Annotated in this window: 11 protein-coding genes; 5 read left to right on the top strand and 6 right to left on the bottom strand. The window is 61.7% G+C overall.

What is annotated here, in order from left to right; all coding sequences use genetic code 11:
* Positions 1 to 21: 21 nt before the first annotated feature.
* From ilvC to pssA, 3 genes are all read left to right on the top strand, one after another.
* Positions 22 to 1,038 (top strand): ketol-acid reductoisomerase, encoded by a 1,017-nt coding sequence (ilvC, locus tag P7F28_RS29155; protein ID WP_277188351.1) that lies wholly within the window; start codon positions 22 to 24, stop codon positions 1,036 to 1,038.
* A gap of 121 nt (positions 1,039 to 1,159) precedes the next feature.
* Positions 1,160 to 1,804, top strand: coding sequence for a phosphatidylserine decarboxylase (locus P7F28_RS29150; protein WP_277188349.1), 645 nt, complete (start codon positions 1,160 to 1,162; stop codon positions 1,802 to 1,804).
* A 13-nt stretch (positions 1,805 to 1,817) separates the two neighbouring features.
* Positions 1,818 to 2,684, top strand: a complete 867-nt coding sequence (gene pssA, locus P7F28_RS29145) for a CDP-diacylglycerol--serine O-phosphatidyltransferase (protein ID WP_277188348.1) — start codon at positions 1,818 to 1,820, stop codon at positions 2,682 to 2,684.
* 77 nt (positions 2,685 to 2,761) lie between these two features.
* Here the strand turns inward: pssA and P7F28_RS29140 are convergent, their stop codons facing one another.
* The 6 genes from P7F28_RS29140 to P7F28_RS29115 form a co-directional block, all read right to left on the bottom strand.
* Positions 2,762 to 3,523, bottom strand: coding sequence for a glycine zipper 2TM domain-containing protein (locus P7F28_RS29140; RefSeq protein WP_277188346.1), 762 nt, complete (start codon positions 3,521 to 3,523; stop codon positions 2,762 to 2,764).
* A 270-nt stretch (positions 3,524 to 3,793) separates the two neighbouring features.
* Complete coding sequence (lysS, locus tag P7F28_RS29135) at positions 3,794 to 5,320, bottom strand: lysine--tRNA ligase (RefSeq protein ID WP_277188345.1); 1,527 nt, start codon at positions 5,318 to 5,320, stop codon at positions 3,794 to 3,796.
* Positions 5,321 to 5,399: 79 nt separating this feature from the next.
* Positions 5,400 to 6,504, bottom strand: a protein-coding gene (prfB, locus tag P7F28_RS29130) for a peptide chain release factor 2 (RefSeq protein WP_277188343.1) whose coding sequence is annotated in 2 segments (ribosomal slippage) — positions 5,400 to 6,422 and positions 6,424 to 6,504 — 1,104 coding nt in all. Because the reading frame shifts where the segments join, the coding sequence is not laid out codon by codon here.
* Positions 6,505 to 6,593: 89 nt separating this feature from the next.
* Positions 6,594 to 7,502: a DUF5672 family protein gene (locus P7F28_RS29125; protein ID WP_277188341.1), complete on the bottom strand. Its 909-nt coding sequence runs from the start codon at positions 7,500 to 7,502 to the stop codon at positions 6,594 to 6,596.
* Between the two features lie 121 nt (positions 7,503 to 7,623).
* Positions 7,624 to 9,318: a single-stranded-DNA-specific exonuclease RecJ gene (gene recJ / locus P7F28_RS29120; protein ID WP_277188339.1), complete on the bottom strand. Its 1,695-nt coding sequence runs from the start codon at positions 9,316 to 9,318 to the stop codon at positions 7,624 to 7,626.
* A 12-nt stretch (positions 9,319 to 9,330) separates the two neighbouring features.
* Entirely contained in the window at positions 9,331 to 10,422 is a 1,092-nt protein-coding gene (locus tag P7F28_RS29115) for a regulator (protein ID WP_277188338.1), read from the bottom strand.
* A gap of 232 nt (positions 10,423 to 10,654) precedes the next feature.
* Here P7F28_RS29115 and P7F28_RS29110 point away from each other — a divergent pair, with 232 nt between their 5' ends.
* Positions 10,655 to 11,908 (top strand): lipoprotein-releasing ABC transporter permease subunit, encoded by a 1,254-nt coding sequence (locus P7F28_RS29110; protein ID WP_277188336.1) that lies wholly within the window; start codon positions 10,655 to 10,657, stop codon positions 11,906 to 11,908.
* Positions 11,901 to 12,620, top strand: a complete 720-nt coding sequence (lolD, locus tag P7F28_RS29105; RefSeq protein ID WP_277188334.1) for a lipoprotein-releasing ABC transporter ATP-binding protein LolD — start codon at positions 11,901 to 11,903, stop codon at positions 12,618 to 12,620. The genes P7F28_RS29110 and lolD overlap by 8 nt, the downstream gene beginning before the upstream one ends.
* Positions 12,621 to 12,634 lie beyond the last annotated feature (14 nt).

Here is a 12,634-nt window from a genome sequence, read left to right as displayed (position 1 = left end):
TTTCAAGATCAAGGACACACCATGAAAGTTTTCTACGACAAAGACGCCGACCTCTCCCTCATCAAGGGCAAGCAAGTCACCATCATCGGTTATGGCTCGCAAGGCCATGCACACGCGCTGAACCTGAAGGAAAGCGGCGTGAACGTGACCGTTGGTCTGCGTAAAGGCGGCGCATCGTGGAGCAAGGCCGAGAACGCGGGCCTCAAGGTCAAGGAAGTGGGCGAAGCCGTGAAGGGCGCAGACGTCGTCATGATGTTGCTGCCGGACGAGCAGATCGCCGAAGTCTACAAGAACGAAGTGCATGAGAACGCCAAGCAAGGCGCGGCGCTGGCCTTCGCTCACGGCTTCAACATCCACTACGGCCAAGTGATTCCGCGCGCCGATCTCGACGTCATCATGATCGCGCCGAAGGCACCGGGCCACACGGTCCGCAACACGTATCAGAACGGTGGCGGCGTGCCGCACCTGATCGCGGTCGCGCAGGACAAGACGGGTTCGGCACGTGACGTGGCGCTGTCGTACGCTGTCGCCAACGGCGGCGGCCGTGCCGGCATCATCGAAACGAACTTCCGTGAAGAAACCGAAACCGATCTGTTCGGCGAACAAGCCGTGCTGTGCGGCGGTACGGTCGATCTGATCAAGGCCGGCTTCGAAACGCTGGTGGAAGCGGGCTACGCGCCGGAAATGGCTTACTTCGAGTGCCTGCACGAACTGAAGCTGATCGTCGATCTGATCTATGAAGGCGGTATCGCCAACATGAACTACTCGATCTCGAACAATGCAGAGTTCGGCGAGTACGTGACGGGTCCGCGCATCGTGACGGCGGAAACGAAGCAGGCGATGAAGGCCGTGCTGACGGACATTCAAACCGGCGAGTACGCGAAGAACTTCATTCTGGAAAACCGCGCGGGTGCGCCGACGCTGCAATCGCGTCGTCGTATCACGGCTGAGCACCAGATCGAAGTGGTCGGTGAAAAGCTGCGCGCGATGATGCCGTGGATCGCGAAGAACAAGCTGGTTGATCAGTCCAAAAACTAAGCAGTCGAAGAACTAAATCTTCGCTAGTCACAGTTTTTGCTGATATGAAAGCCGCCCGTGGCCATCGAGGTCCGGGCGGCTTTTGCTATCCTACCGTTTTTATAAAACACAGAACTCGTTCATGAACTATCCACATCCGATCATCGCCCGCGAAGGCTGGCCGTTCATCGCCATCGCGGCAGTCGTTGCCATCCTCGTGCAAGCGCTGGGCGGCTTCGGCTTCGCCTGGATCTTCTGGCTGATCGTGATCTTCGTCGTACAGTTTTTCCGCGATCCGCCGCGCCCGATTCCTACGCAAGCCAACGCCGTGCTTTGTCCCGCCGATGGCCGTATCGTCGCGATCGAAACCACGCGCGATGTCTACGCCGACCGCGACGCGCTGAAGATCAGCGTGTTCATGAACGTGTTCAACGTGCATTCGCAACGTTCGCCGGTCGATGGCGCGATCAGCAAGGTCCAATACTTTCCTGGCGCCTACCTGAACGCAGCGGTCGATAAGGCATCGACGGAAAACGAGCGCAACGCGGTTGTCATTCAGACGGCGGCGGGGCATACGGTGACGTCGGTGCAAATCGCCGGTCTGATCGCGCGACGCATTCTCTGCTACGTGCACAACGGCGAGCCGCTCACGCGCGGTCAGCGCTACGGCTTTATCCGCTTCGGCTCGCGTGTCGATGTGTATCTGCCGGTCGGAAGCCGGCCGCGCGTGTCGATCGGCGAAAAGGTGTCGGCTTCGTCGACGATCCTCGCTGAATTCGCGGAATAACGCGGGAGGCTCGATGGCGGCATTCAAACCGCGCCGTAATCGCGTCAACGGAGCGACGCCGCGCGCGTTCCGGCGCAACAAGGCCGTGCAGGACGTGGGCGCTGTGGAGACGCGGCGCGCTAAGCGGCAGCAGTTTCTCAAGAAGCGTGGCATTTATCTGCTGCCGAATGCGTTCACCACGGCCGCGCTGTTCTGCGGCTTCTTCGCGGTGGTGCAGGCGATGAACGTGCGCTTCGAGATCGCGGCCATCGCCATTTTCGTGGCGATGGTGCTGGATGGCATGGACGGCCGCGTCGCGCGTATGACGAACACGCAGAGCGCGTTCGGCGGGCAGTTTGATAGCCTGTCGGACATGGTGTCGTTCGGTGTTGCGCCGGCGCTGGTCATGTACGAATGGGTGTTGAAGGACCTCGGTCGATGGGGCTGGCTCGCGGCCTTCGTGTATTGCTCGGGCGCTGCGCTGCGGCTGGCGCGCTTCAATACGAATGTCGGCGTGGTCGATAAGCGGTATTTCCAGGGCTTGCCTTCGCCAGCTGCGGCGGCGCTGATCGCAGGCTTCGTGTGGCTCGCGACCGATAATCGCGTGCCGCTCAAGCTCGTGTGGCTGCCGTGGGTCGCGTTCGCGCTGACCGTGTATGCGGGCGTGACGATGGTATCGAACGCGCCGTTCTATAGCGGCAAGGCGCTGAACGTGCGATATCGCGTGCCGTTTGCGGGCGTGTTGCTGGTGGTGGTGGCGTTCGTGCTCGTATCGTCCGATCCGCCCGTCATGCTGTTCTGTCTGTTCGTGCTGTATGGCTTCTCGGGCTATATCTGGTGGGGTTATCTGGCGGCGCGTGGACGGCCAAATCCGGCGCGGAGTTCGCAGCGGGATCATTGATTGGTTTTGCGCTGGAAAAGAAAAAGGCGACGGGTTTTCGATAACCCGTCGCCTTTTTTGCATTAATCAGCGCGTCTTTAACCCGAAACCAGCGCACCGTTCGAAATATGCACGCGTTCGCCTTGCTGGAACGGAGGCGGGTTCTTGTACGTGAAGTAACGCGTATGGCCGTTCTCCATCCGCACGCGCACCGAATAGTCAGTTTCGCTGCGGATATGCTTTTCGACCGAGTTACCCGCGAGACCCCCGCCGAGTGCGCCGAGCAGCGTCATTGCCGTACGGCCACCGCCGCGTCCAAACTGATTACCGACGACACCGCCCGCCACCGCGCCACCGACTGCGCCGATACCCGTGCCGTGGCCTTCACGCTTCACCGCTGAAATCGCTTCGACCGTTCCGCAGGTCGTGCATGCGGCGACGTGCTGAGGCGGTTGCTGTTGCTGAGCATAGTTGGGCTGCGCGGGCGGCTGCTGCTGAGCTTGCTGCTGAGCCTGCTGTTGCGCTGCGGCTTGCTGTGCCGCCGCCTGTTGCTGTGCCTGAGCGGCCGCTTGTTGCTGTGCCGCCGCCTCCTGCTGGGCCTGTGCCGCGTTCTGCTGGGCGGGCGCTGCCGAATCGACCACCGGCTGTTGAGCTACCGCCGCCGTCTGCGTCTGCGGATTCTGCCCGGACGTGCTCGATGCCTTCGGGAACAGTCCCGTCATGGCAGCCGTTGCCACGAGGCTTGCGACAATCACCGCGCCCGCCGCCGTCGCGACGAGCGGATGCAAACGCCGCTGCGAAGTCTGACCGCCGCCAGCAGAAGAGGGCGACGTGCTGAGTTTATTGGTCCCGTTATCCATTTTCTAAAACCTCCATTCGAGGCGGAATGCCGCTGTTCTTCGTATTTTGGTGGAAACCCGAACTTCTCGCTTTTTCCGCTTGTAACAATTCCTCGGAACCTAAGCGCACGAAGAAAAGCACGACCGATGCCAGCCTTGAAACGCCTTGCGTTCCAGTCCTGCCGGGCAAAACCGCCTTGAAAGATTTACCAGCAGTTACAACAAAACCTGCAGACGAAAAAAAGCGCGCCTCGAAGGGCGCGCTTTCTCGCTACTGGCAAAACGCAGTGCTCAGTCCTCGCGACGCAGATGCGGGAACAGGATCACATCGCGGATGCTCGGGCTATCGGTCAGCAACATCACCAACCGGTCGATGCCGATACCGCAGCCACCCGTCGGCGGCATGCCGTGTTCGAGCGCGCGGATATAGTCGGCGTCGAAGTACATCGCTTCTTCGTCGCCGGCATCTTTCTGATCGACCTGCTTCTGGAAGCGCGCGGCCTGATCTTCCGGATCGTTCAACTCGGAGAAGCCGTTGGCGATTTCACGGCCCGTGATGAACAACTCGAAGCGCTCGGTAATGCCCGGCACCGTATCCGACTCACGCGCCAGCGGCGACACTTCGATCGGGTAATCGACGATATACGTCGGTTCCCACAATTGCGATTCGGCGGTCTCTTCGAACAGCGCCAGTTGCAGCGCGCCGATACCGGCATTGAGGAACGCGGGCTGCGTCGTATCGACACCGAACTTTTTGAGTTCGGCACGCATGAACGTGCCGTCGCCCAACTGCTCGTCGGTGTATTGCGGCGCGTACTTCTGAATCGCCTGATTGATGGTCAGTCGATGGAACGGCTTCGCCAGATCCAGTTCGCGGCCCTGATACGTGATGGTCGCGGTGCCGAGTGCATCGATCGCGGCCTGACGGATCAGCGATTCGGTGAAGTCCATCAGCCACGCGTAATCCGTGTACGCGGCGTAGAACTCCATCATCGTGAATTCCGGGTTGTGACGCGGCGATACGCCTTCGTTCCGGAAGTTACGGTTGATCTCGAACACACGCTCGAAGCCGCCGACGATCAGCCGCTTCAGATACAACTCCGGCGCGATACGCAGGAACATCTGCATATCCAGCGCGTTGTGATGCGTGACGAAAGGCTTGGCCGCCGCGCCGCCCGGAATGGGATGCAGCATCGGCGTTTCGACTTCCATGAACTCGGCCTTCGCCATGAAATTGCGGATCGACGTGAACGCCTTGGTGCGCGCGACGAAGGTCTTGCGCGCTTCCGGCGTGACGATCAGATCGACATAGCGCTGGCGATAGCGCATTTCCTGATCGGCGAGGCCGTGAAACTTGTCCGGCAGCGGACGCAGCGCTTTCGACAGCAGGCGCAACTCCGTGCATCGCACCGACAGTTCGCCCTTGTTGGTGCGGAACAAAACGCCCTTGGCGGCGACGATATCGCCCAGGTCCCACTTCTTGAACGCGTCGTAGGTTTCCGCGCCGACGTCCGCAGGCGTGATGAAGAACTGGATCTGGCCGCTGCCGTCCTGAACCGTGGCGAAGCTCGCTTTGCCCATTACGCGTTTGAGCATCATGCGGCCGGCGAGCGCGACGGGCAGGGCGGTCGCTTCGAGCGCGTCCTTGTCGGTATCGGCGTATTCGGTTTGCAGGGCGGCGGCTTGATGCGTCGGACGAAAGTCGTTCGGATAAGCGACGCCTTGCTCGCGCAGCGCGCGCAGCTTGTCGCGGCGCTCGGCGATGATCTGGTTCTCTTCCAGTTCCGGAGCGGCGCCCGGTTGAGTCGGTTCGGTCATGATGATGTGTGGCTTTTTGAAACGATGCAGAGCGAAACAAAAACGCGGAAATCTGATCCGATCTCCGCGTTCGATGGCGTTAGACGCCCTGTTTCAGACTCGCGCTGATGAAGTCGTCGAGATCGCCGTCGAGCACGGCGCGCGTGTTGCTCATTTCCACGCTGGTGCGCAGATCCTTCACGCGGCTCTGGTCGAGCACGTAGGAACGAATCTGATGGCCCCAGCCCACGTCGGTCTTGCTCGATTCGAGCTTGTCCTGTTCGGCCTGGCGCTTGCGCATTTCGAACTCGTACAGACGCGCTTTCAGCATCTGCATGGCTTCCGCGCGGTTGCGGTGCTGCGAGCGGTCGTTCTGGCACTGCACGACAATGCCGGTCGGCGCATGCGTCAGACGCACGGCGGAGTCGGTCTTGTTGATGTGCTGGCCACCCGCGCCCGACGCGCGATACGTGTCCGTGCGAATGTCGGCCGGATTGATTTCGATCTCGATCGAATCGTCGATTTCCGGGTACACGAACACCGACGAGAACGACGTATGACGCCCGCCCGACGAGTCGAACGGCGACTTGCGCACGAGGCGGTGAATGCCGGTTTCGGTGCGCAGATAGCCGTACGCGTATTCGCCTTCGACCTTAATGGTCGCGCTTTTGATCCCGGCGACATCGCCTTCGGATTCTTCGAGCACTTCGGTCTTGAAGCCCTTGCGTTCGCAGTAGCGCAGATATTGACGCAGCAGCATGGACGCCCAGTCGCACGCTTCGGTGCCGCCGGCGCCGGCCTGAATGTCGATAAAGCAGTTGTTCGGATCGGCCGGGTTGGAGAACATCCGGCGGAATTCGACGTCTTCCACGCGTGCTTTGAGCGCGTCTGCATCCGCTTCGCAGGCGATCAGCGTGTCTTCGTCGTTTTCTTCGTGCGCCATCCCGAACAGATCGTTGGCGTCGCGCAGATCGTTGTCGAGATCGGTGAGCGTGGTCACCACGCCGTCGAGCAATTTCTTTTCACGACCGAGCGCCTGAGCGTTCTTCGAGTCGTTCCAGACGTTGGGGTCTTCTAGTTCCTTGTTGACTTCGGCCAGACGCGCAGACTTGGCGTCGTAGTCAAAGATACCCCCGTAGCTCGCCCGCGCGACGGCGCAGGTCGGCCAGAAGGCTTTCGATCGCGTTGAGACGTTCCGCTTCCATTGTCGATCTTCGGCTTCGTAAAAAGCTGCAATTATAGCCGATCGGTAAGCGCCGCCGCCCGCCGGATGACACGCCGGGCGGGTGTTGCGTCAGGCTGCGGTGAGCGCTTCGCGCGGCATCGATTCGAACCGGTCGATGAGGCCGGCGGGCGTGTGCCGGGACAACCGAGCAGCCCTATCGGCGAGGATCGACTGCATTTCTGCCACACTGAGGAACCGACGCAGACGCCAATAAGCTTTGCCCGCCGCCAACATTTTTTCTTGCTCGGCGCAGTCTACGCAAAAGGAGACGAAATCGCCGGTGTGCACGGTTCGGGGGTGCGCGTTTTCCGCGATATATTCGAGTTCGCTTTCCGTGGCGTACCGCGCCAGGTGAAAAATGCCGTGAAAACCGAAGCGCCGTTCCGATGACGGCGCAAATCCCAATTCGATATCCGAAATCGGCAGAAATTCGACAGAAAAGCGATCGGCCAAAGATGTCGTAGCGAAGCGGATTCCATATTCGCTTTCCAGCAACGGCCGATATTCCCGGCAGATGAGTTCATCTTCCACTGCCTGCGAATCGGCTGTGAAACGATCGTCGTTCGACAGAATGTCGAGAAGGCGTTTTGAACGCAGCGAGAAGCCGCCATTACCGACATTCATGCCGTCTGGACGATGCGGCCAACGTGCGCCGACATAATCGAACGCGAAGAAATCTTCTGTCCACGCGGCCGGGTTCAAAACATATCCGTCCCATTGAACGAGCAGAACCCACGGCGTGTGAATATGTTCGGCGAGCCGTTTCAGAATGAATTCGCTGTATTCCTCGCGGGAGCGGATCGAGGGAATCAGCGCGATTCGCGCGTTCACTTCGAGGCGCTGGTCGGTCAGCAAAAGCGTATCGCCGAAGAGGCCATGCTGCCGGGAAATATCAAGCGCCCGCGCGGCGAGCAGCGGGTTCAGGCAATCTACGGCGCAAAGCGTGACGTTGCGCAGGTTGAGCTTAGGTTCGTTCATCGGCGAGCAGAATGGCGTCGAAAGCTGCGAGAAGTGGGGACAGCATTCTAGAAGGCGCTGTTCACCGACGCCGGGGCACTCGCTAAAAATCAGGATTGTCCGAACGCAATGAGGCGGCCTTCTAACCCGCGTGTTCCACGATCAATTGCACGCGCGCCACGCCATTCCACGAATCACTGACCAGCCGATACGCCACCGTCGCGCGCGCCGGCAGCGGATCGACGTGATTGAACCAGATGGCGTTGAAGCGCTGCCGTCCGCGCAGCAGCGACAGCTTCAGATGCTTGTCCTTCACCAGCGCCTGCGACGCCACTTCGAATTCGCCGGAAAACGTCGGCGCGGGGAAGCCCTGGCCCCACACGGCTGCATCGATCAATTCGACGAATTGCGGCGTGAAGTACGCGTCCTCCAGCTCGCCATCCGTTTCGATGGTGCGCGATAACGCGTCCGCCGTGAGCCATTCGCGACCGACCGCTTCGAATGCGGCGGTGAAGCGCGGGATATCGGCGGTGGCGAGCGTGAGGCCCGCGGCCATCGCGTGGCCGCCGAATTTGTGGATCAGACCGGGTTCGCGTTTGGAGATGAGATCGACGGCATCGCGCAGATGGAAGCCGGGAATCGAACGGCCCGAGCCTTTGCTGAGCGTACCGCTGTCGTCCGCATGCGCGAACGTAAACGATGGCCGGTGAAACTTTTCCTTCAGCCGTCCCGCGACGATGCCGATCACGCCCTGATGCCAGCTTGCATCGTAGAGCGTGAGCGTGGCGCGCTCGCCGGGATCGAAGGTCTGCAATTCGGCCAGTGCCTGCTGCTGCATGCCCGCTTCGATTTCGCGCCGCTCGCGATTCATGCCGTCGAGTTGCTGCGCGAGTTCCCACGCGCGGCCGATATCGTCTGTCGTCAGACATTCGATACCGAGCGACATATCCGCCAGCCGTCCCGCTGCGTTCAGACGCGGCCCGAGCGCGAAGCCCAGATCGAAGCCGGAGGCGGCGCGCGCATCGCGGGCGGCGGCGCGGAACAGCGCGGCGATGCCCGGCTGCATGCGTCCCGAACGGATGCGCTTCAGCCCTTGCGCGACGAGAATGCGGTTGTTGCAATCGAGTTTGACGACATCGGCGACGGTGCCGAGCGCGACCAAGTCGAGCAGACCATCGAGTCGCGGTTCGGGCGCGCCATCTGCATAAGCGCCGCGCTTGCGCAATTCGGCGCGCAACGCGAGGAGCACGTAGAACATCACGCCGACGCCCGCGATGCACTTGCTCGGAAACGCGCAGCCCGGCTGATTCGGATTGACGATCGCGCGGGCGGCGGGCAATTCATCGCCTGGAAGGTGATGATCGGTCACCAGCACTTCGATACCGCGCGCATTCGCCGCCGCCACGCCCTCCACACTGGCGATGCCGTTATCGACGGTGATCAGCAGTTCCGGCTGCGAGCGCGCCGCCAGTTCGACGATCTCCGGCGTCAAGCCATAGCCATATTCAAAGCGATTCGGCACCAGATAATCGATGGTCGCGCCGAACATGCGCAGCCCGCGCACGGCCACCGCACACGCGGTCGCGCCGTCGCAGTCGTAATCGGCGACGACGAGCATGCGCTTGTTCGCGGCGAGCGCATCCGCGAGCACGACGGCGGCGTCTTCGCAGCCTTTGAGCGCGACGGGCGCATGGAGGCGCTTGAATTCCGTTTCGACTTCATCGGGCGAAGTCACGCCGCGCGCGGCATACAAACGTGCGATAACAGGATGCAGACCGTGGCGCGCGAGTGCTTCGGCATCGGCGGGAGAGGAGGCGCGGGTGACGATTCGCGTCATATCAAAACAACCTTATTCGATGAAAAGTGCGGCGATCGGCCGGCGACGCCAGAACTTGCGCAAGTCCGCGCGTGTGATGGTGAGCGTGACCGAACCGGTATCGCCGCAGAGCGTGAGGCCGAGTTTGCCGAGCGTGCCGTTGGTGAGCGCTTGCAGCGCGGGCGCGAACCACGCGGCTTCGAGTTCACGCAGCGCCTGATTCCAGCGCGCCCAATCCTGTTCGATGAACGGCGCAGAGAACGGATCGAGTTCGATCAGCGTCGCGCCTTCGGGATCGGCTTTCGCAAACGCCGCATACGATTCCACCGGCGACGACGGCGTCACGCCCGACGCGAGCGCCAGACCGCGCGTGGCGGCGGCATCGGACATGACGTGGTTGTAGACGCCGGTGACAGGGCGCAGCGTGCCTTGCGCGTGCAGCCAGATCGAGTTGATCGCGGGCAGGCCGCGCGACTCGCGTTCGACGTTCAGCGGATGCTCGAACCACGCCATCTGCACTTCGTTTTGCAGCTTCATCCACGCGCGCGAGCGTTCGCCGGTGCGCGCTTCGTGCGGCAGCCAGATTTCGATATTGCGCCCCGTCGCCCGCAACGGCGATGCACCCGCCAGCGCGCCGAGTTTTTCGCCCGATACATACCAGCGCAACGGCGTCGGCGCTTGCAATGTCACGCCCATATCTTCGATCACCGGCCGCGCCGCTTCGAACAACGCGCGCGCTTCTTCGGTGCGCACGCCGAGCGTGTCCGGATCGATCAGAACGAGGTGATCGTGCGCAATCCGCACGTGAACCGGTTCGATGCAGGCCCACGACGCATCGCCGGGCGTGCCGCCATCGGCGAGCAGCATGAAGGGCGCGAGCGGGGCGTCATCGGCATAACGCTGATCGGCGGGCGTGACCGCGCCGAAGCTGCGCGCGATCCAGCGTTCGTGCGGCAGCGTGCGCTGAAAATCCTCGCCGATCACGCGTTCGACCAACGTCGCGCGGGCGAGCAAGCGGTCGAGCGCCGGGCTTTGCAGTCCGTGCAGGGCGGTGGCGGCATCGGCGGCCGAGGGCAGGGAAAAGGGGAGAAGAAGGTGAAGGTCGGCGGCGGGCATGGTCGGCATTGTAGGGCAAAGCGGCGGGTGTGATCGGCGCTGCGGCGGTCCTTTTCCTGAAGCACGAAAGCGTGCCGATTCTCATCCGATATGACGTGATGTTCGCCACATATGGCAAACTTTCGCAAATTTCGCATTCGGCCATGCCTTTGATGCGTCGTCTTGCCACGACGCGCATCCATTGCGCAAGCCGCCGCGTATCGAAAGAAACGACGCAGTCACCGCAGAGACAAGGATTCGCTTGAAACTCCCGTACGAATGGCAGATCGGCTGGCGCTACACGCGCGCCAGCAAACGCACGACTGGTAACGGTTTTATTTCCTTTATCGCGCTCGTATCGATGTCCGGCATCGCGCTCGGCGTCGCGGCGCTGATCGTCGTGCTTTCCGTGATGAACGGTTTTCAGAAGGAAGTGCGCGACCGCATGTTGTCGGTGCTCGCGCACGTCGAAATCTTCTCGCCGACCGGTTCGATGCCCCAATGGCAACTCACCGCGCAGGAAGCGCGCAAGAATCCGGAGGTGATCGGCGCTGCGCCCTATGTCGAAGCGCAGGCGCTGCTTACGCGTCAGGGCGCGGTGAGTGGCGTGGCCTTGCGCGGCGTGGAGCCGTCGCTGGAGCCGCAGGTGTCGGATATTGGCAAGGAAATGCGCGCCGGGTCGCTCAATAACCTGAAGGCGGGCGAATTCGGCATCGTGCTCGGACGCGATCTCGCCACCAATCTCGGCGTGATGGACGGCGACAAGATCACGCTCGTCGCGCCCGAAGGCACCATCACGCCAGCCGGGATGATGCCGCGTCTGAAGCAGTTCACCGTGGTCGGCATCTTCGAATCCGGCCACTATGAATACGATTCGACGCTCGCGCTCATCTCCATTCAAGACGCTGAAGCGCTGTTCCGATTGCCCGCGCCGACCGGCGTGCGCTTACGTCTTAAAGACATGCAGCGCGCGCCCGAAGTCACGCGCCAACTCGCGCATACGCTTTCGGGCGACTTATACCTGCGCGACTGGACGCAGCAGAACAAGACCTGGTTCTCCGCCGTGCAGATCGAAAAGCGCATGATGTTCATCATCCTGACGCTGATCATTGCGGTGGCGGCGTTCAATCTGGTCTCGTCGCTGGTCATGACCGTGACGGACAAACAAGCCGATATCGCCATCTTGCGTACGCTCGGCGCGCAGCCCGGTTCCATCATGAAAATATTCGTGGTGCAAGGCGTGACGATCGGTTTTATCGGCACGGCGATTGGTGTCACGCTCGGCTGTCTGATCGCATGGAGCATTCCGTGGCTGGTGCCGATGATCGAACAATTGTTCCATGTGCAATTCCTGCCGCCGTCGGTGTACTTCATCAGCGAACTGCCGTCCGAACTCGTGCCGGGCGATGTCGCGAAGATCGGCGTGATCGCATTCCTGCTGTCGTCGCTGGCAACGCTCTATCCGAGCTATCGCGGCGCGAAGGTGCGCCCGGCGGAGGCGCTGCGCTATGAGTAACCCGAGTGATATGAAAGAGAACGATATTGTTCTGCACGCGACGTCGGTATCGAAGACGTTCGTGCAGGGCGGCTTCAACGTGCAGGTGTTGAACAACGCGCAATTGGCCGTGCGGCGCGGCGAAAAGCTGGCGATCGTCGGCGCGTCCGGTTCGGGCAAGAGCACGCTGCTTCACGTGCTCGGCGGACTCGATGAACCCAGCGCCGGCAAGGTCTCGCTGCTCGGCAAGCCGTTCACGGAGCTGAAGGAAAAGGAGCGCAACGAGTTGCGTAATCGCGCGCTCGGCTTCGTGTATCAGTTTCACCATCTGCTGCCGGAATTCACCGCGCTCGATAACGTCGCGATGCCGCTGCGCATCCGCCGCATGTCGGAAGAGGCGGCGCGCAAGGAGGCATTGGTGATGCTGGAGCGTGTGGGCATCGGGCATCGGGCGAAGCATCGGCCGGGCGAGTTGTCGGGAGGCGAGCGCCAGCGCGTGGCGATTGCGCGCGCGCTGGTCACGCATCCCGCCTGCGTACTCGCCGATGAACCCACTGGCAATCTCGATACCGGCACCGCGGACAATGTCTTCGATCTGATGATGGAGTTATCGCAGACGCTGAACACGAGCTTCGTGATCGTCACGCACGATGCCGATATCGCCGCGCGCTGCGACCGCGTCATGCGTCTGCGCGACGGCGTGTTGCACGAAGAGCCGCCGGTTCCCGTCTAACGTCGTCTTCCTGT

This window comes from Caballeronia sp. BR00000012568055 (assembly GCF_029439455.1).
GTDB lineage: Bacteria > Pseudomonadota > Gammaproteobacteria > Burkholderiales > Burkholderiaceae > Caballeronia.
The sequence above is the reverse complement of the archived record's forward strand: the minus strand, read 5'-3'. Positions and strand labels throughout refer to the sequence as shown.

What these genes read in the sequence shown, in the direction of transcription:
- recJ (WP_277188339.1), bottom strand. Translation starts at nt 9,318, where the DNA reads ATGACGCGAATCGTCACCCGCGCCTCCTCTCCCGCCGATGCCGAAGCA.
- lolD (WP_277188334.1), top strand. Translation starts at nt 11,901, where the DNA reads ATGAGTAACCCGAGTGATATGAAAGAGAACGATATTGTTCTGCACGCG.
- P7F28_RS29150 (WP_277188349.1), top strand. Translation starts at nt 1,160, where the DNA reads ATGAACTATCCACATCCGATCATCGCCCGCGAAGGCTGGCCGTTCATC.
- lysS (WP_277188345.1), bottom strand. Translation starts at nt 5,320, where the DNA reads ATGACCGAACCGACTCAACCGGGCGCCGCTCCGGAACTGGAAGAGAAC.
- P7F28_RS29140 (WP_277188346.1), bottom strand. Translation starts at nt 3,523, where the DNA reads ATGGATAACGGGACCAATAAACTCAGCACGTCGCCCTCTTCTGCTGGC.
- ilvC (WP_277188351.1), top strand. Translation starts at nt 22, where the DNA reads ATGAAAGTTTTCTACGACAAAGACGCCGACCTCTCCCTCATCAAGGGC.
- pssA (WP_277188348.1), top strand. Translation starts at nt 1,818, where the DNA reads ATGGCGGCATTCAAACCGCGCCGTAATCGCGTCAACGGAGCGACGCCG.
- P7F28_RS29115 (WP_277188338.1), bottom strand. Translation starts at nt 10,422, where the DNA reads ATGCCGACCATGCCCGCCGCCGACCTTCACCTTCTTCTCCCCTTTTCC.
- P7F28_RS29125 (WP_277188341.1), bottom strand. Translation starts at nt 7,502, where the DNA reads ATGAACGAACCTAAGCTCAACCTGCGCAACGTCACGCTTTGCGCCGTA.